This window comes from Photobacterium rosenbergii, assembly GCF_003026455.1.
Classification (GTDB): Bacteria; Pseudomonadota; Gammaproteobacteria; order Enterobacterales; family Vibrionaceae; genus Photobacterium; species Photobacterium rosenbergii.
Window position 1 is genome coordinate 1 of sequence record NZ_PYMB01000038.1, and the last position, 19,031, is coordinate 19,031.

General features: G+C 51.4%; 11 protein-coding genes. All 11 read right to left on the reverse strand.

What is annotated here, in order from left to right; genetic code table 11:
• Nucleotides 1-549: 549 nt before the first annotated feature.
• The 11 genes from C9J01_RS27935 to C9J01_RS27985 all read right to left on the reverse strand — a co-directional run bounded on the left by C9J01_RS27935 (nucleotide 550) and on the right by C9J01_RS27985 (nucleotide 18,844).
• The gene (locus C9J01_RS27935) at nucleotides 550-1,962 is read right to left on the reverse strand and encodes a phosphoglucomutase/phosphomannomutase family protein (RefSeq protein ID WP_107301336.1); all 1,413 of its coding nucleotides are present in this window, start codon (nucleotides 1,960-1,962) and stop codon (nucleotides 550-552) included.
• Nucleotides 1,963-2,019: 57 nt separating this feature from the next.
• Nucleotides 2,020-4,425: a glycoside hydrolase family 94 protein gene (locus C9J01_RS27940; RefSeq protein WP_107301337.1), complete on the reverse strand. Its 2,406-nt coding sequence runs from the start codon at nucleotides 4,423-4,425 to the stop codon at nucleotides 2,020-2,022.
• 39 nt (nucleotides 4,426-4,464) lie between these two features.
• Complete coding sequence (locus tag C9J01_RS27945; RefSeq protein WP_107301338.1) at nucleotides 4,465-6,396, reverse strand: beta-N-acetylhexosaminidase; 1,932 nt, start codon at nucleotides 6,394-6,396, stop codon at nucleotides 4,465-4,467.
• Between the two features lie 7 nt (nucleotides 6,397-6,403).
• Complete coding sequence (locus C9J01_RS27950; protein WP_107301339.1) at nucleotides 6,404-7,291, reverse strand: glucosamine kinase nucleotide-binding domain-containing protein; 888 nt, start codon at nucleotides 7,289-7,291, stop codon at nucleotides 6,404-6,406.
• Nucleotides 7,284-9,017, reverse strand: a complete 1,734-nt coding sequence (locus tag C9J01_RS27955; RefSeq protein ID WP_107301340.1) for a glycoside hydrolase family 9 protein — start codon at nucleotides 9,015-9,017, stop codon at nucleotides 7,284-7,286. Before C9J01_RS27955 ends, C9J01_RS27950 begins: the two co-directional genes overlap by 8 nt.
• A gap of 10 nt (nucleotides 9,018-9,027) precedes the next feature.
• Nucleotides 9,028-10,023, reverse strand: coding sequence for an ABC transporter ATP-binding protein (locus tag C9J01_RS27960; protein WP_107301341.1), 996 nt, complete (start codon nucleotides 10,021-10,023; stop codon nucleotides 9,028-9,030).
• A 22-nt stretch (nucleotides 10,024-10,045) separates the two neighbouring features.
• Nucleotides 10,046-11,017 carry an ABC transporter ATP-binding protein gene (locus C9J01_RS27965; RefSeq protein WP_107301342.1) on the reverse strand — a complete coding sequence of 324 codons (972 nt, stop codon included), beginning with the start codon at nucleotides 11,015-11,017 and terminating at the stop codon, nucleotides 10,046-10,048.
• A complete protein-coding gene (locus tag C9J01_RS27970) occupies nucleotides 11,017-12,042 on the reverse strand; it encodes an ABC transporter permease (protein WP_107301343.1) in 1,026 nt (341 codons plus the stop codon). The genes C9J01_RS27965 and C9J01_RS27970 overlap by 1 nt, the downstream gene beginning before the upstream one ends.
• Before the next feature lie 2 nt (nucleotides 12,043-12,044).
• Nucleotides 12,045-13,031, reverse strand: coding sequence for an ABC transporter permease (locus C9J01_RS27975; RefSeq protein ID WP_107301344.1), 987 nt, complete (start codon nucleotides 13,029-13,031; stop codon nucleotides 12,045-12,047).
• Nucleotides 13,032-13,165: 134 nt separating this feature from the next.
• Nucleotides 13,166-14,845, reverse strand: a complete 1,680-nt coding sequence (locus tag C9J01_RS27980; protein ID WP_107301345.1) for an ABC transporter substrate-binding protein — start codon at nucleotides 14,843-14,845, stop codon at nucleotides 13,166-13,168.
• 612 nt (nucleotides 14,846-15,457) lie between these two features.
• The gene (locus C9J01_RS27985; RefSeq protein ID WP_170114941.1) at nucleotides 15,458-18,844 is read right to left on the reverse strand and encodes a hybrid sensor histidine kinase/response regulator; all 3,387 of its coding nucleotides are present in this window, start codon (nucleotides 18,842-18,844) and stop codon (nucleotides 15,458-15,460) included.
• Between the last annotated feature and the right edge of the window lie 187 nt (nucleotides 18,845-19,031).

Genomic DNA, 19,031 nt, shown 5'->3' on the forward strand with positions numbered 1-19,031 from the left:
GAGTGTCGCAACTATATCAATGGCTATTACAATGTAGTCAGAAGGCATGGGACTAATGGTGGATTGAGTCCCATGATGTACGAACTGAGAAATTAACCCCCGTGTCTACTTTACGGGGGTCATATCAGGGGAAAAGCCTAAGAGCTAAAGCCTAAGAGCTAAAGCCTCTCTTTACCTGAAGGGCTATAATGTAATCCCAACCCTCCGATATGAATTTAAAGCCCTGCTATTGATAGCAGGGCTTTTTACGTTTCAGGCCAATGGCTATTGGCTTGGGGCTAGAGGAAAAGCGAGGAAGCATGGCCATTGGAAAAGCGGCTAGAGGCTAAAGGAAGAGCAGCAATCAAGAGCAGGATCTTGACATGGTTAAGTTTTTTCAGACAATCGCCCATCGCCCAAAAAAGAAAAAGGGTAGCGAAGCTACCCTTGCCGCGAAGGCTTAAAGCCTGCGAAATGTAACAGCTATGCGCATGTTACTTTAGGACTCAACGAGTTTCCCCTGCGCTAACCAAGGCAGTGGTATGGCTAACGCTGAGAAAGGGGGAAGCGTTAAAGGTTGAGGAAAGCCTTCAATTGACTGACAACCTTTTCTGCCTGTTCTTGATCCTCCATTTCAGCAAAAAGCCTTAACAAAGGTTCAGTGCCGGAGAAGCGGGCTAGCGCCCAACCACCATTCTTAAAGTAGACCTTAGCGCCATCGGCGTAGCTCACATGGTCAATTTCCCATTCGAAATCAGGTAGCTCTTTGTTGATATAAATCTTGTCATAAAGCCGCTGGCGTTCTGCTGGGCGGAAAGTACAGTCACCTTCTGCGGTATAGGCAAAGCCATACTTGCCATAGATTTCATCAAGCATTTCTGACAGCTTCTTGCCTGTTACACTGATCATCTCGACCAATAAGCTCGAGGCAAATACCCCATCCTTACCTTTGATATGGCCGCGGATTGTGAGGCCACCAGAACTCTCGCCACCAATGAGGGAGTCATCGGCTTCCATTTGTGAGCTGATGTGTTTGAAGCCGACAGGGACTTCAAAGCTTTTCTCTCCATGGTCTGCCGCTATCTTGTCTAGCAGGTGAGTGGTAGCGATGTTGCGCACGACGGAACCTTTCCAACCTTTATATTCAAGCAGGTAGTAATACAGCAGCATCAAAACTTCGTTAGGGTGAATGAAGTGACCTTTTTCATCAATGATGCCCAGACGGTCGGCATCACCATCGGTGCCAATACCAATATCGTAACCTTCATGGGCAACAAGGTGTTTTAGCCGGTAGAGAGTTGCTGCACTCGGTGATGGCATCAAGCCGCCAAAGGCTGGGTTCTGGCCATCATTGATCACATCGACATCGCAGCGGCCGGTGATCAACACGGTTTGCAGGGCATTCTTGGCAACACCGAACATAGGATCAATCAGTACCCGCAAGTTTGCTTTCTTGATCGCATCAATATCGATGAAGTTAATGATGGAATCGACAAAGTCATTCATTGGATTGATCAGGGTGATGAGTTTGTCTTCAAGTGCCTGCTCGAAGTCTACTGATTTGACGTCCTTGGCGGTGAGCTTCGCAACCTGCTGCTCAATTTTCGCTGTAATGATTTCATCGGCGTCTCGGCCTCCTTCAATGAAGACCTTGATACCGTTGTAGTCGGCTGGGTTATGCGAGGCGGTAATGCAGGCTGAGTATGTTGCACCCGTCTCTTTGGCTTGGAACATGACGATTGGGGTCGGAACAAACTTATTGATAAAGCTCACTCTGATCCCGTTTGCAGCCAGTACTTCAGCAAACCAGGCGGCTGCCTTGTCTGACAGAAAACGGCGGTCATAACCAATAACAAAGCCGTTATCAGTTACCTGCTCGGCAACCATGATATTTGCAAGCCCCTGGGCTGCTAGGCGAACATTGTCTTTGGTGAACTCTTCCCCAATAATGGCGCGCCAGCCACCGGTTCCAAATTGAATCATGATGGAACTCCTATTCTCTCGTAGATAGACGGGGCGCAATAGGCGCCCCAAAATGTGTTAACCCATAACGACCGTAACAGTGTTAATCGTACCTTCTGGCTGAACTGGAATCGTGCCATCAACCGCCTCACCGTTGAGGCTGATAGAGTGGATCCCTTTGCTTACGCCATTCGGGTTCTCGACCTTTATCTGGTAGGTCGCACCACGCCATTGTCGAGTCACCTCGAATCCCGGCCAGTCGGTAGGAATACATGGATTAACCGTTAGCCCAGCAAAGCCGGTTTGGACACCCAAGATAAAGTTGGTCACGGCAAAGTAAGCCCAGCCGGATGTACCTGTCAGCCAAGGGTGGTTTGCACGGCCATGATCCTGGTGATCGCGTCCCATAATGAATTGGACGTACGAGTAAGGTTCGGCGATACGCTTTTCGATAATGTCATTTTGGTTGTACGGGTTCAGTGCATCGTAGAACTTCATAGCCTGATCGCCACGGCCCAGTTTGGCTTCTGCTACCCATGCCCAAGGGTTTGGATGTGAGAAGATTGCGCCATTCTCTTTGACGCCTTGGTAGACCCGGGTAACAAAACCAATGTCATCATTCGGTGTAGCGAACGACGGGGCATTGAGGTGCAAGCCGTATTCGGAGAATAGGTTTTCGTCGACTGCATCCATGGCTTGCTCGCCGCGCTCTTGAGAGGCAAGGCCCGACAGAACGGCAAGTGTATTGGATTCAAGGTGGATACGTCCCTCTGTCTGCTGAGCGGTACCGATCTTCTCGCCATTTTTGGTTAGGCCACGGATATACCAACCGCCTTCTTCATCCCACAGGTGCTTTTCGCAGGCTTCGCGGACGTTAGCAGCCATTTCTGTGTACTTCACTACGTCATCATTTCGGCCACGGTATTTTGCGAGCTCGATAAATTCTTGCAGTGCCCAGAAGTGGAGGAACGAGACCATGGAAGACTCACCGCCACCGAGGTTCAGGCAGTCATTCCAGTCGGCACGCAAGCCCTTACAGATCCCTGTCTGCCCAACATACTCTGCCGAGAAATCCAGTGCGGCCTTCATGTGTTCATAGACGGTGGCATCGCCGCCATCGGCATAAGGGATCACTTCATCAAAGAAGTTCTCTTCGCCGGTTTCCATCACATACTTACAGATGGTCGGGATCAGCCAGAGGTGATCGTCAGAACAGGTATCTTCGATACCGTGGATCTTATCTTCGTCGCTCGGTGTCGGAACAACTGTCGGAGATTTGGAGGGTTTGACATCGGCTTTTTCCGGATCGAACCAGTCAGGATCAAACAAATGCAGGCCATAGCCGGCTTTTACCTGGCCACGCAGCAGGTCAACCAAGCGCTTGCGGGTCATCGCTGCATTGGAGTGCGGGACGGAAATCGCATCCTGAGCGGTATCACGGTAACCCAACCCGGTACGGCCACCCACCTCAATAAATGAGGCAAACCGTGACCAGACGACACAAGTCTCAGCTTGGTATAACGTCCAAGCATTGATCATGGTATCCAGACCTTCATTCGGTGATTTAACCTGGAACTTAGCGCAGCGCTCATCCCAATGGGCTTTGATCCCGGCAAAGGCTGCATCGACTTCTTCCAAGTTCTGGTATTTGGTTCGCAGGCGTTCGCCATTACCTTTACCGATCCCTAGGATGTAAGCAAAGCGTACTTCTTCACCCGGTTGGATAGTGAATTGCTTGTGTAGCGAGCCACAATGGTTGTAACAAGTTTGGGCTGAGTTTGAACACTGGCCTTTTTCGACGGCAATTGGGTTGGCCTCATCACGGTATAAGCCGAGGAAGCTATCACGCTGGCCATCGTAACTGTCTGGGATAAAGGTAGAGGCTAGGTAGTAGAAGCCTTCGAAATCATTGGTGTTGTAGTAAAGGTCGTATTCTATGACGCCTTCTTTGTACTCGGTCCCGGCTGAGTAAAGCGACATCTGATGGTTTTGGTTGTCAGATTGAATATGGCTGAACGAGAACTCAACGAACGAGAATGCACTGATAGTACGTGGTTTATCGGATGTGTTCTTGATAACGACATCCCAGACTTCGGCATCTTCGCCTTTTGGTACAAACAGCGTTTTGGTCGCGGTAATACCACGGTATTCACATTTGAACTTGGAGTATGACAGGCCATGGCGGACCTCATAGGTCGCCTCATCTAGACTTTTGGCAACAGGCTGCCATGAAATTGACCAGTAGTCGCCGGTATCATCGTCACGTAGGTAGACATAATGACCTGGGCGATCAAATGTCGCATTTGGGCGGAACTTGGTGACTCGGTTGTATTCCGGCGAGTTATAGAATGAATAGCCGCCGGCGTTGTGCGAGATCACGGTACAGAACTTTTCTGTTCCCAGGTAGTTTGTCCAAGGTGCAGGCACATCAGGACGGGTGATCACATACTCTCTATTGTCGTTATCAAAAAAGCCGTATTTCATGGTGGTTTAATCCTTTTATTGTAATCGTTGCCCTGCGCCTTACTCGCAGCGACGGTAATTGATGCCTACTTTGTCTAAATAAGCGAACTGGCCGGCGAGGCGGGCGGAGAAATCAGGCCAGTTGCGTTTTTCTGGTGCCGTCCAGCCAATTTCAGCAATGGCTAGCAAGCGGGGGTAGATCATGTATTCGAACCGACTTTGGCTGTTGATCAACTCACACCAAAGGGCGCACTGAATACCTTTGATATGATGGCGGGCCGGATCATTGGCGGGTAACTCGGAGAGCGGGTGGTATTGGTACACCTGCTCAAGCGTTAGCTTGCCTGCCCAATCAACACCGGCTTCTTCGGCGGAGTGGCCTTGTGCCATATCAAGGTATGTAGCCTGACCCGGTTGCATAACGACGTCATAGCCGGCTTTGGCACATGCGAGGCCCGCTTCTTCGCTGATCCAGGAGAAAACAATGGTGTATTTACTCACCTTGTCGCCGTGGGTTGCCTCTTCCCAGCCCATCATGCGTTTGCCTTTGCTGGTAAGGTGGTTTTCGACAAAGCGTAACAAGTGGCCTTGAAGTTCCTTGGTATCCTTATAACCCTGCTCGTCCATCAAGGCTTGGCAGGCCGGGCTATCTGCCCATACGCCCTTGGGTACTTCATCAGCGCCAATGTGGACATAAGGAGCAGGGAAAAGCGCACAAACTTCATCAAGCACATTGGTGAGAAAGGTATAGGTCCCTTTTAGTGCTGGTGACAGAACATTATCCTGGTAGCCCTGAATGCTGCGGTATACAGAGTGATCATTGGGATCGATCAGCAAGTCCGGCAGTGACTTTATTGCAGCACGGCAGTGGCCTGGAATATCAATTTCAGGGATCACCATGATGCCACGATCGGCTGCATAGCTGATGATGTCTCGAATGTCTTGCTTGCTGTAATAGCCGCCATAGCGTTGGCTGATAGTGGTAAATTGCGGCACGATGGTTTCATTCGGCCCCCGCCAGGCCCCGATGCGTGTAAGCTCTGGGTAGGCATCAATTTCGATGCGCCAGCCTTCGTCGTCGGTGAGGTGCCAGTGGAAAACGTTGAACTTGAATCGTGCCAGTTGGTCGAGCAAGAACTTGATACGTTTTACTGGATGGAAGTGGCGTGCGCAGTCCAGCATCATCCCACGGTGTTCAAAATGCGGGGCATCACAGATTTCGACCATAGGAACACGGTATGCCGCATCAGCTAAATGGCTGGGGCCTGCAGGGATCATCTGTAACAGCGAGGCTGTGGCATGACAGAACCCCGCCTCCGAACTTGCAAGTAGCCAAATATCATCTTGCTCAACCAGTAACTGATAGGCACCGGTTGCCATTTGCTCCCTTAGTTGGAAGTGGATGTTTCCTTCTGGGCTTATGCCGACGTCTTCGTGCAGGAGGTTTTCTAGTTCAGCCTGTAACCAGCGGCTGCAGCCTGCTGCTATGTGGGGGCCCTGTGAGATAGCTGTATGCTGATCGAGAGTAAAATGTCCAGCCAGTGCCTTGAGTTGCTGCGGCGCCGGTATGATTGGCAACTCCACAGTAGGCTCTAAAGGGGTAGTGTGCCTATCCCGGTGAGGCTGCTGCAGGCCCAAAGCGGTTATTTCTACAGGCTGGGGGGTGATGAATGATGCTTGGCCATCACTGCAGATAAAGGCATCAATAATCCCATCATCAAGTAGGGTAAATGGCTGGGTGCCAATGGTGAATTCCGTATAGAAGTGGCCATTGGGAAGGAGGGGCGTATTATGATCTGGGGTTAAGACACAATAGCTGCCGACCTGCTCCATCTGACCGTGGGATAAGCTGGCATGGTTTATCCAACGACCCATCGTAAAATGCAGTGCCCACTGGAAAATAGGCTTATCCGAGAGGTTGTGAATAGTCAGCGCGAACCGGGACTCTGCTGGTTGCTGATCGATGATGACTAAATCAAGACGATAACTCATAGCGACCTCATAATGGATAAAGGTTGTGGCTGCTGCGAGCCATCGCGAGTGCGCCATCCATCGCATCGCCCATTGGTGTGGCGACACGCTGTTGCATTGGCGGGATCAACCAAGGTTGGATCCGCTCAGCAATGCTCCCCATCAGGCAGATCTGCTCGGCGCCGCGCTTGACCAGTGCTTTCATCCACATTTCTATATCGGCCGCTGTTTGGTTGAGAAGCTCTATCCCGAGGGAGTCACCACGGTAAGCTTCGGCGAAGATGGCCGGGGAAAACTGGCCGTAATCACATGGTCGGGCTGACTTTGACCAACTGACAATAGCATCGATATCGTGGTTGAAATGGCTGAGCACATGTTCTGCTAGTGGCGTGATAGGACGGATCCCATCATGGGCTAGTAGTGTTTGCTGAATGAGGCGAAGGCCCATGACGGCCCCACCGCCCTGATCGGAGATTGGGAACTCGCGCCCGCCGACTACGTGTTGCTCTGAATCCTTGAGTAAAATCCCACATGATCCTGTGCCAGCAATTAGGATGGCACCATCGCCACCCCCCCAAGCACCTAGGCAGGCGCCGTAGGCATCGGTGTTAAGGGTGACTGCACCAAACGGGTGTGGCTGGGCCATGAATTCATACCAAGCTGACTGTTGCTCGGCACCAGCTAAGGCTAGGCCGACCGACATGGAGGAGTAGCTCTCTTCATTGAGGCCGGCAATTGTCGCTGCGGTAGCGATGGCATCGATGATGGAAGCCATTGCAATATCGGCCCCCAGCAAAATATTGGCACTGCCGGTTTTGGCTTCGCCCAAGATGTGCCCATTGATGTCTGTTATCCGGGCCCGGCAAGATGTACCACCACCGTCAACACCGACGAAATAGCGAATAGGATCAGTCATTGTGTCGCTCCTTAAATTGCAGCGTTACAGCTAATAAGTACCAAGTTGCATGGGGTATCCACTGCTCCCCCCAGCGCCAGTTCTGGAGGATATCTTGGTGGTGTGGAGCTGGGTTGAAGGCAATATCTTGCTCGTTGTCAAAGCCTGAGGTAATACCGTTGCAGACTCCGCCCCGGGCATTGAAAAAGCCTAGTTCCGGGAGGTAGTCCGGGTTATTGCGGCCGTGGCCATCAAGCATCGAAATATCAAATGGGTTAAGGCCCAGCAGCCAGTCGAGCAACCGTTGGCCATAAGCTTTGAGCTGTGAGCGCAATGGCTGGCAGCTTGGATAGCTTGCCGCGAGGAATGCCATACTGGCCAATGAGGCTAAGCGGGCATTTTCTCCCTGCCACCAATAACCGGTTTCGTTTTGGTGAGGGATAAAGAACATCGCGGTTTTTTGGCCATTTACCGGTTTGGCGTATTGCCGTGGGTAGCCAAAAGGGTTGTTGACTTGCTGGGTAATATCGAGCTCAAAAGTGACCGCATTAGCGACAATATCGCCTAGCTGCTCTTGGCGTTGTGGATCTGTCTCGATAGCTAAATACTTGAGCAGGCTGATCACCGGCAAACCGGCTTCTGCTGCGTGGAAGTACGGGCGACTGCCGTCATTGTTGGCAGACCAGTAACAGTGCTGCTGGTCATCGCTATGCTGCCGTTTGGCTAGTTTCTCTGCCCAGTCCCGAGCCTGGGACAAATAGTCGGCATTGCTGGTGGCACGAAATAACTCCACCGCTGCCAGCAGCGCACAATACTCATCGATGATATTTTCGGTACCGTCATCAAGGTATTGCTGGTTGTGCTCAACCAAGTGCCAGTAACCTTGTTCTGCTGCCGTCAGGTAGCTGTCACTGGCGGTCGCTGGGTAGCCGATATGTTGTGCTGACGGGCTATGAAGGAGCCTGCTGGCAGCCGCCAAGGCGGCGATGCTAACCCCGGCCCCCTGGCGGAAGCCTGCTTGGAAGTCGTCAGATTTATCGCCACTTTGATGGGCGTAGCTGCAGATCTCACGTTGCTCGGTTTGCTTACTCCATTTATCAAAAACCGTGGTGTAGAAGTACCCGCTTGGTGACTGCATCTTGACCAGGAAATCGGCCCCGTAAAGCGCTTCTTCTAGTAAGCGTATCCGGCTAAAGTCTGCAAACGCCTGCTCGTCTGCCAGTGCTTCGAAAGCGGTCAGCATATTCCACACCACCATAGGTGTTTGTTGTGGATTGAAATAATTGCTGAACGAAAGGTGGCTGAGGTATTTGCTAACGTCACCGGAGGCGTCATACCAACCGCCGCTAACATCAACTTTTGTATCGCTGCCTAGAAGCGGAATAGAGCGGTCGGCTAGTTCAAACTTGCCGCCGCAGCGTTGGGATTTAAAGTAGTGCAAGACATCGCTGAAAGTGCGAGTCATCAAAAGTCCCTCGGCGATAGCAAATGGCGCAGACAAGGTTTCACCAACACGTAATAGGTAATTCCCGCACTCAGTGAGTGCGGAAAAATCGACAGTGTAGGTAAGCCCGGTGTGCCATTGATCGACCGGACCACAGGCCTCAAGAGGCAGCTGCAAGATAGGTTGTTGGCTTTGGGCACAGAGAAGCTCCGCATATTGAATGCTAATGGGAGTGGCCGTTTGGACGACTGCTTGCTTGTGGCCAAATTGCTCATAACCTAAGTGATTGATTAACAGCTGCATGATCCCTCCATCAATTCTCGTACAGGTAACAACGTACGAAATGGTTGTCGGAGAGTTGAGTCACCCCCGGTAACTGCTCGCGGCACTGGTCGGTGGCATGGGTACAGCGACCGGCAAATGGACAGCCGAGGCTTTCTGGGGTCCACAGCGGGATCTCACCCTTGTTGCCCTTGAGTTTTTCATGGATCGATTTCTTCGGATCCGGGACCGCAGAAACCAGCAGTTGGGTATAAGGGTGCTGCGGGTTGTGGATGATCTCTTCGGTATCACCCCATTCAACCATGTGGCCGACGTACATAACGGCGAGGTCTTCAGCAATGTAGCGAGCCGTGGCAATATCGTGGGTAATGTAAAGCAGCGCCATTTCGCGCTCGAACTTCATCTCTTCCATCAGGTTGAGGACACCGGCGCGGATCGAGACATCAAGCATTGAGGTTGGCTCATCAGCCAGTACGACCTCTGCACCGACAGCGATATTCCTGGCCAAGTTGACGCGCTGGCGCTGGCCACCTGATAGCTGGTGCGGGTATTTCGCTGCAGTCTCTTTGGGCGGGATCAATCCAACCTGTTCTAGCAGGTCATAGACCTTTTCTTCAAGCTCCTTTTTGTTGCCTTTGCTGACTTTGTTATGGATCAGCAGAGGACGGGCAACGTGATGGAAAATAGTATGGGTCGGGTTCAGTGAGCCGAATGGGTCTTGCCATACCATCTGGATCCCCTGGCGGTACTGCATCAAGTCGGCTTTCTTCTCGATAGTGGCAATATCGCGGCCGTAGTATTCGATCTGGCCGGAGGTTGGGGCGTACATCTTGGCAATCATCTTGGCCGTGGTGGATTTGCCCGAGCCGGATTCACCGACAACGGACAGGCCGCGGCTTTTGTACATCTTGAATGATACGTCGTTGATGGCGCGCATCATGGATTTCTTCAGCGAGTTGCTGTTGACCGGGAAGTCCTTGACTAGGTTCTTCCCTTCAATAATTGGTTGTCCGGTTGGCTTGCTCATAATGCTTCCTATGACTTAATCCTTAACTGCTCTTGTTGAATAGGTGGCAGTTACTAAAACGGCCTGGTTCCAACTGGCGGAGCTGGGTTGCGTGGCTGAAGCAAGCGTCGTGGGCTTTGCTGCAGCGGGCCTGGAAGCGGCACCCAGTCGGCACTTCCAACAAGTTGAGCGGGTTGCCCGGGATCCCTGTCAGGCGGGTTTTCGGTCCGGTCAACGGCGGGAAAGAGCTGCCCAGCCCTTCGGTATAAGGGTGGAATGGGGTCTCCAGAATTTGTTTGGATGGCGCGACTTCAACCAGTTCACCGGAGTACATGATGCCGATGCGGTCGGAGAACTCGACCATCAACGACAGGTCATGGGTAATGAACAGGATTGAGAAGCCGAATTCTTCTTTGAGGGCGTAGATCTTCTGCAAGATTTCACGCTGTACCACTACATCCAGGGCAGTAGTCGGCTCATCCATGATGATCATCTTCGGGTTCAGGGCCAGCGCAATGGCGATAACGAGGCGCTGGCGCATACCGCCTGAGAACTGGTGCGGGTAATCACGCAGTCGGCTTGGGTGGATGTCCACAATCTCCAGCAAGCCTTCGGCGCGGCGAACCGCTTGCTGACGTGTCATCGCGGTATGGCGCATGATCACATCGCAGAACTGCTCTTCCAATGTCAGGACGGGGTTGAGGGCGTTCATCGCACTCTGGAACACCATGGAGATTTCACTCCAGCGGAATGCTGACATCTGCATGTCGTTGAACTTCAGGATGTCGCCGTGGCCGTCAAAGAGAACCTCACCACCGGTGATGAACGCTGGCGGCTTATGAAGGCGCATCAGCGAGAAGGCAACGGTCGATTTACCGCACCCTGATTCACCTGCCAGACCAAAGATCTCGCCTTTGCCAATATCGAAGCTGACGTTGTTTACTGCTCGTACATCACCGGCATCGGTAATGTAGTCAACGCACAGGTTGCGGATAGAAATTTGTGGATCAGTCATTATTTCTCTCCCCCTTCAAGGGCTGGCTGAGGCGCGATGTTTGCCTGAGCTTGTTTCTGGTTTTCTTTTGCCATGTTCTTCCAGCGGCGCATGCCTTTGTGGGAACGCAGCTGCGGGTTGGCGATTTCATCTACAGCGAAGTTCAGCATTGCTAGGCCTACCGCGATGAATGTCAGGGCAATACACGGTGCTAATAGCTCCCACCATGCGCCGACCAGCATCGACGATGAGGTCTGGACGTTGTAGAGCATGATGCCCCAGCTAATTGAGTTAGGGTTGCCAAGGCCTAGGAAAGACAGCGTGGCTTCGGTCATGATGGCAAGCATCACAGAGCCGATGAAGCTGGCACCCACAATGGAAATCAAGTTAGGTAGAATTTCGACGAAGATGATGCGGACTGATGATTCACCCAACACCTCTGCCGCTTTGACGAATTCTTTCTCACGCAAGGACAGTGTCTGTGCCCTTACCACACGGGCCCCCCATGCCCAGGAGGTCATCCCGATCACTATGGCGATAGTCAGGGGGCCTGCCTGACCGATAAAGGCGGCAATGACGAACAGCAACGGGAGCTGGGGGATGACCAGCATGATGTTCATGGCTGCCGACAGAATGTCGTCGACGCGACCGCCGAAGTAACCGGCAGAAACCCCAATAACCGTTGCCAGGAAGCACACCATGATGCCGGCACCGAAGCCAACAGCGAGAGAGGTACGCGCCCCGTAAACAACCTGTGACCATACATCACGGCCCATGCGGGTTGTTCCCAGTACGTGGTCTGCATCTTTGGACATACGTAGGGTACGCTTGCTGTCAGCCAGGTTGGTCGCAACCCACCCGTCAGGGCTATTTTGCGCGGCTTTTACTACAAAAGCCGGGTATTCATGTGGGTTCCCCGTTCGTTTGTCGGGTGCATGTTTGGTAATAACCGGGGCAAACAAGGCACCAAAGATGAAGGTCGCGATGATAGCAAGGCCCAGCATGGCTTTGGCATTGCCTGAAAGTAGTTTGATTAGTCCTTTCATGATTATTTGCCTCCCTTACGTAGGCGAGGATCCAGAGCAACAATAAGAAGGTCGGCCAAGAAGTTGAAGAACAGCATGAACATCGTCATGATCAGCAACTGGCCCTGTAGTACTTGGTAGTCCCGGGTGTTGATTGCATTGAGCAGAACTGTCCCCAGGCCCGGGTAGTTAAAAATCATCTCGATTATCAGCTGGCCACCGATAGCCATACCAATAGCCATTGATAGGGCAGTCACACTTGGCAGCATGGCGTTACGGGCGGCGTACTTGAAGACCACACGGTTTTCGCTCAGGCCCTTGCCTTTAGCCATTGTGATGTAGTCTTCGTTCAGCAGGTTGATCATGTTGTTACGCATATTGATCAGGAAGCCGCCGATCTGGATGATGGTGGCACAGAACAAAGGCAGCACTGCGTGGTAGCCGACATCCAAGTAAAAATCTAAGCTTGTCCAGTCAGGTGTTGTGCCTGGGGTATAGGCATAAGTTGAAGGGAACCACTTGGTGCCAATCGCAAAGGTGTATAGTACGAGCATTGCGACGACCACCGGCGGTACAGCCTGTACAACCATCATTCCAGGGGAGATGAACGCATCATATTTACTACCGCGCTTCCAAGCGGCGAAGATCCCTAGGGTTGACCCAATGCAGAAGGCGAGGATAACAGCGGTACCTGCCAAAAATAGAGACCACCCAACAGCACCCCCCAACACATCGTTAACCGTTTGTGGGTAAGTTTGGATAGAAATACCTAGGTCCCAAGATAGGATACCTTTTAGGTAAATAAGGTATTGCTGGTAAACAGGGCCATCGACAAAGCCTAATAGCTCTTTCATCGCAGCAATACGTTCTGGCGTCACCTGAACAGCTGCATTGGCAAACATCATGGTGACCGGATCACCCGGCATGGCCCGGGGGATGATAAAATTGAGGGTTACTGCGAACAGGAGCGCAATAAAATAAAAGCCAAGTCTGCGTATAAAAAATCCCATAACTCACACCTTAAAATATCCAGCTTCTACAACCAGATTTCAGACACACTCTTCCCTGACCCATGGCCATTGCTATTTCTAAGGGGGAAGGTTGAAGGGGCGGTGCGCAAGGTGCGCACCGCAAATTACGACAATTACGATTTAGGTTTTAGATCAAGTACTTGAAGTAGGCGCTCTTGCGTATTGGTGATAGGCATTGGACGTCCTTTCGGATTGTTCTCGTCCCACCAACCGGTAAAGCGCGCAGTGTTGTACTGAGAAGTGTAAGCACCTGACATGACAGGGATAGTTACCTGGTTCTCAGCAATGATCTTCTGGATAGCGTGAGCCATCTTCATCTGCTCATCGCGGTCAGCGGTTTTGTAGAATCCGCCTAGCAAGTTATCCAGTTCTTCATTCTTCCAGTAGTGTAGGGCGAAGCGCGGCATGCCTTCGCTAGCCTGGAAGCGAGAGTGGTAAGCACTATCCCAGTAAGTGTAAGGGTCTGCACCGTGGAAGTAGTTGGTGTATGCAACGTCATAGGTTGCATCTAGCATGGCCTGGTTGTAGACCGAGAAATCAGGTGTGCTAGCTTTCGCCTTGATACCAACTTCTTGAAGCATCTCAACACTTAGCTGAACAGTATTGTTGAAGTCAGTCCAGCCATTTGGTGACTGGATAGTCAACTCAATGCTCTTACCGGTAGGGGTTTCAACATAGCCGTCACCGTTGGTGTCTTTGAAGCCAGCCTTTTTAAGTAGTGCTTTAGCATTGTCGACATTGTAGGTCATGAAAGGCTTGTACTTCTCATGTACCGTCTCGTCAGACCAAGAAGCAAATGCCTGGCCTAGACCTGATGCGTAATCATTCACCACACCACCGCCGTAGAAAGCGATATCGATGATAGTTTCACGGTCGATAGCCATGGAGAAAGCGCGGCGGAATTCAATGTTGTTGATCGCTTCGTGGTTACCCTTATTCGGCGAGTTGTAGTTCAACATGAATGCCTGCGTACCACCTGCAGGGTACCAGTACTTGTTGTCTGGGCTTGCTGCTGCATAGGTGCTGTCGACATCAGGGATGAAGGCGTAGGTCCAGTCAAACTGGCCACTCAGTACCTGGCCAAGGAATTGGTCGTTACCACCAACCTGCGGTAGGCGTAGACAGTCAACGTCTAGGTTCGCGTTATCCCAGTAGTTAGGGTTGCGGCATTGGGTGTATAGCTGAGGTGTGAAGGTATCAATCTCGGTAAATGGGCCGGTACCGACTGGGTTTTCGTTGGTGAAGCGAGTTGGATCTTCGACTTTGCTCCAAACGTGCTCAGGAACCACAGCAACTTTTGAGATCAGGTAAGGAACATTCGAGTTCGCTTCTGCTAGGCTGAAGGTCACTTTGTCGCCTTTGGCTTTGACGCCTTTCAGGCGGGCATTGATCCCGGTACGATCAAGCTCTGGGTGCTTTTTCAGCAACTCAAAGGTAAATGCCACATCCTTGGCAGAGAAGGTTTTTCCGTCAGACCATTTTACGCCGTCGCGAATTTCGAAGGTGACTTCCATCAGGTCGTCAGACATGTAGTAGTCTTTTGCCAGGCGCATGACCGGCTCATTACCCTTAAGCTCGTTGAATACGACTAATGGCTCGAAGATAAAGTCATAGGTTGTATCTAGCTGAGTCTGTAGGTAAGGGTTAAAGTTACGTACAAAAGTTGGATAGAACTTAGGCACCATAGTTAGCTCGCTGCGCTCTGCAGCAGTCGCCACTGGGGCGGTTAACATCGTTGAAGCGGCTGCGACAACGGCGAGTGCTAACTGGGTTTTCTTTATATTGGCAAGCATAGCTGTTCCTTACTCTTTGCTTTTAGTTTCACTTATGGAAAAAGCCCCGCCTTCACGGGGAGGAAGAACCTACTTTGTTCAAGCTGAGTAACGCACCTGGACAAATGGCCTTGTAGGCTCTGTGTGCCTTAAGGAAACTCCTGATTGTCAAAACGGTCAATCAGGCTGCCCGTTAAAATCGTTAAATTCGCTTTTGCCTCCGTAAAAAACGTTAATAACGGACTGTGATCCGACGCTTGCCGGGGAGCTAACTGTGCTTTGGATCCCAGTCTCTAATTTGTCGTTTCATACTGATAAAATTCACACCTCCATTAAAGTTGTTATATAACAGTGGTTTACGTTGCTGTTGTTTTTCGTGCAATGTAACGGGAGGGAAATGGCCTCTTAATTCCCTGCGGAAAATTTATCAGTGCAGTTTGTTGTGATTACCTTCTCATAAACTGAAACTTTTCGCTGTGTAGAAGGAGAATGGCGATATTTGGGCGATTAATTGGGGGATTTTTCACCGCTGTTTTGGCTTAAAACAAAGGTGTTTTTTGCAGTTTCGAAGGGATAATTCGGGGCAAAAAAAAGCCTGCAGGAAGCAGGCTTTGATAGGGCTGGGAGCAGTGGCTATTGGTTGATGATATGCTGAAGCTGGTCTTTCATCGTCACTAGCTCGTTATGCGTTGTGGTGTTGCGGGGGCTTCGCTCAAGGACAAAATCTATGGTGCTGAGTACCGTTCGCCAGCGTGGCGTTTTCGGTAGGGTTTCCAGATGCAGGTATTTGTCCAGCGTGCGTGTCTGCAGCGTGCTGCGGTCGAGGTAGACCCGCCATAACCCGCTTTCCTCTGCCAGCTCAAACTTGGTCTTCTGGGTCGACTCTTCCCATTGCTTCAATGTTGTCTTCATCACTTCGACAAGCATCTCGCGCAGAGTTTCATTCTTGCTCTTGCCATCGCCTTCCAGCTTATCTGCGATTGAGCTGAATTCATCCCCTAGGTGGCGGAGCTTTTGCAGGTTGTCTTTATTGCGGTTAAAGGCAAAACCGGAAAGCACCTCGACGGCATTTTCCAGCACCTCAATTCGATGGCTGCTGGTTTGCCCTTGGTTGTCAAAGATAAACATCCGCTGTAGGCCAGATTCCTCGGGGAGGTTAATGACATCGGTATTGAGTGATCTCAGGCTGTCACCAATCTTGAACATCAAGCTACCATGGAAGTGATGGCTTTGGCTGATATCCTGTGGCAGGTGTGTAGCCAAAATATCTTCGATATGGTGCCGTTCAACTTGTTCTGGTGAACGGTTGAAGAGTTTGCCCGCAGCATTATTGGCATAGCGTATGCGGCCACCGCTTTGGACACAGAGGATAGCTTCATTGGAAGACTCGAGTAAGCCAAGCAGGCGGTTTTGCGTTTCCAGTAGGCTATTTTCGACTTGTTGCCTGCGCTCTATTTCTTCGGCGAGCCGCTGGTTTTCTATAAGTTGCCGCTCAGTCTGGCCCGCTTTGAGGTGGGCGCCGATCCTTGCTGTGAGCTCTTCCTTATTGAACGGTTTGGTGAGGTAATCATTGGCACCGGATTCAAAACCACGGATCCTGTCCTGCACCTGACCAAGAGCAGAGAGCATGATGATCGGAAGATCGAGCATGCTGTAGCGCTGGCGCAATGTCTCACAGACCTCATAGCCGGACATTTCAGGCATCATGATATCCAGTAGCATCAGCGCTGGCTGGTGGCTTTCAACCATTTTCAAGGCTTGTGGACCGCTTTCTGCGGTGATCACCCGGTAGCCCTCAAGGCGTAGGAAATTATTCAGCACCTGAAGGTTTACGGGTTCATCATCGACAATCAGCAGCAGTTCACCCTCTGGGTTTTCCTCGATATGGTCGAGCTCGCAGGCCTGGGCTTCCGGTGATGGGATCTGGAAATGAATGCTGCGGTTGGAGAGATCGCTGCTGGCAATATCAGCGTCGGTCGCTAGGTTCAGGGTAAAGCTAAAGGTTGTGCCGATCATCGGTTGGCTGCTGACGTACAGGCGTCCTCCCATCAATTCAATCAATTGACGGCTGATCGATAGGCCTAGACCAGAACCCTGGCGGTAGTTAGCTGACTGGGTATTAGCCTGGATCAATGGCTCGAAAATATGCTCGAGCTGCTCTGCCGGGATCCCTTGGCCGGTATCGACGACCTGAATCCGAAGTTGGGATTCTAGGATGGTCGCGGAGAGAATGATCTTACCCTCTGAGGTGTACTTGATGGCGTTGCCAACCAGGTTATAGAGCACCTGTTCAAGCCGTTGCTCGTCGCCCTGCACGAGTGGCAAGTCGTTAGGGATCTGGTTGATGATGCGAACGGGTTTGCTGCCGAGCAGGTGGCTTGATAGTTCCAGCACCAACCTGGCGGCGGAGGCGACATCGACCGCATGGTGCTGGATATCTAGATCGCCGTAACGCATCTTGTGGTAGTCAAGTAGATCGTCGACCAAGTTGGTTAGACGCTGGCCGCTGTTGATCATGATTTCAAGCTGGCGGCGCTGTGAGTTTTGGACCGGGCCGTTGACACCAGCAAGCAGTGACTCGGCAATACCAACCATACCATGGAGCGGGGTACGCAGTTCATGGGAGGTGGTGGCGAGGAATTCATCCTTGAGCTTATCGGCCGTTTGCAGCTCTTTGTTCTTCTGTTGGATGATTTGCAGGTTTTGCTCTAGCTCGTTGTTTTGCTCGCGGATCAGGGTCATTTTTTCCCTTACCGAGGCCTGCATGCGGGCAAAGCTGACTGCTAGGCGGCCAATTTCATCACTGCGCTCAGTGCCCTCTATTTTCTGATCCATATCACCGGCGGAGACTTGCTCTGCTGCCCAAGTGAGGCGGAGCAGGGGAGCGGTGATAGAGTTTGACAGCCAGTGGGAAGCGATAATCACCAGAACGATGGCCGTTAGCATGGCAACGAAGAAGATCACTTCAAGCTGGCGGATCCGGGCAAAGGCTTCTTCTTCAGGGAGCTCGACAACCAGCGCCCATGGGCTGTCCATAATGGTCAGTGGAGAAAAGGCACTGAGCACTGGGACACCGTTAAAATTAGCAAAGCTGCCTACACCGCTGTCACCTTCAAGCGCCCTGTTGATGCTGTTACTGGAGAATGATGCTGGGTCTTCGCTAGAGGTTGGTAACCTGGAACGGTGATCCTGCCCGACGAGCAAGGTTTGGACGGAATAGGAGTTATTACCGGTATCACTCAGGAAATCACGGATAGACTGGTTACTGAGCTTGAAGAACACATAGCTGTGTAGGTACCCCTGCTGGATGATAGGTGCGGCAAACCAAGCGGCAAGATCGGCCTCGCCCTGAGACTGGCTGAAGTCGGTAAAGGCAACCGGGACTTGATCTGTGGCACTTTCCGATTGTTCGGTTTTTTGCTGGATAGCTGAGAACGTTTGGCTTAGTGCTGGATATGCTTGTGCCGAGAGGGGCAAATTAATGCCGAATATCTCAGGGGTATTGGCGGCATAGACAATATTGCCATTGATGTCCACTAGCAAGATATCACTGAACGAAGAGCGTTTGAGGTATTCCTCATAGGCCCAATTATACCGTTTGTACATCAGCCGGTAGCGTTCATGGCCGACGTAATTGCCGGTGTCTTGTTCCCCAAGGGACTTGTTCGTCAACGTTTCCGTGTAGTACTGGCTTCTGCCTGTTTTGTGCAATACCTCTGAGATGTCACCAAGCTGGTGGTAGGCACCGACCAGACCATAGAAACGGCCACCACTGGCGTTGGCCAGTTCTGAGCGGGCAAAACTCTGTACCTCCGACTCCCGGCCGACAAAGAAATTGTTGAGTTGTTTTTTCTTGTTATCGAGCAGGGACGCTAAGTGATTGGTGCTCTGTTCCGCCAGATCTTTGGTATGGGAGTTGAGGAAGAATAGGGCCGACAGTATCAGTGGGGTAATACTCAATACTAAAAAAGCCAGCATTAAGGTGTGCTGGAGACGCTTTAAACGGGTAGTCTGCTGCATTCCGGTGCCTGAAATTACCTGTGGGACAAGCTGCTATCAAGGTAACACCTTGATGTTATTGATATAGGTGTTAATGGCTTCCGTAAAATTGTCAAAAGTAACGGTTCAATGATGCGGAAAATTCACCATAACCATCAGTTATACTGAGTTTTTTTGTGGAAGCAAGAAAGTGGGGGCGGAAGCGTGT

Bases quoted from the DNA above. Each gene is read 5' to 3' on its own strand.
- C9J01_RS27935 (WP_107301336.1), bottom strand. From the start codon at position 1,962: ATGATTCAATTTGGAACCGGTGGCTGGCGCGCCATTATTGGGGAAGAG.
- C9J01_RS27940 (WP_107301337.1), bottom strand. From the start codon at position 4,425: ATGAAATACGGCTTTTTTGATAACGACAATAGAGAGTATGTGATCACC.
- C9J01_RS27945 (WP_107301338.1), bottom strand. From the start codon at position 6,396: ATGAGTTATCGTCTTGATTTAGTCATCATCGATCAGCAACCAGCAGAG.
- C9J01_RS27950 (WP_107301339.1), bottom strand. From the start codon at position 7,291: ATGACTGATCCTATTCGCTATTTCGTCGGTGTTGACGGTGGTGGTACA.
- C9J01_RS27955 (WP_107301340.1), bottom strand. From the start codon at position 9,017: ATGCAGCTGTTAATCAATCACTTAGGTTATGAGCAATTTGGCCACAAG.
- C9J01_RS27960 (WP_107301341.1), bottom strand. From the start codon at position 10,023: ATGAGCAAGCCAACCGGACAACCAATTATTGAAGGGAAGAACCTAGTC.
- C9J01_RS27965 (WP_107301342.1), bottom strand. From the start codon at position 11,017: ATGACTGATCCACAAATTTCTATCCGCAACCTGTGCGTTGACTACATT.
- C9J01_RS27970 (WP_107301343.1), bottom strand. From the start codon at position 12,042: ATGAAAGGACTAATCAAACTACTTTCAGGCAATGCCAAAGCCATGCTG.
- C9J01_RS27975 (WP_107301344.1), bottom strand. From the start codon at position 13,031: ATGGGATTTTTTATACGCAGACTTGGCTTTTATTTTATTGCGCTCCTG.
- C9J01_RS27980 (WP_107301345.1), bottom strand. From the start codon at position 14,845: ATGCTTGCCAATATAAAGAAAACCCAGTTAGCACTCGCCGTTGTCGCA.
- C9J01_RS27985 (WP_170114941.1), bottom strand. From the start codon at position 18,844: ATGCAGCAGACTACCCGTTTAAAGCGTCTCCAGCACACCTTAATGCTG.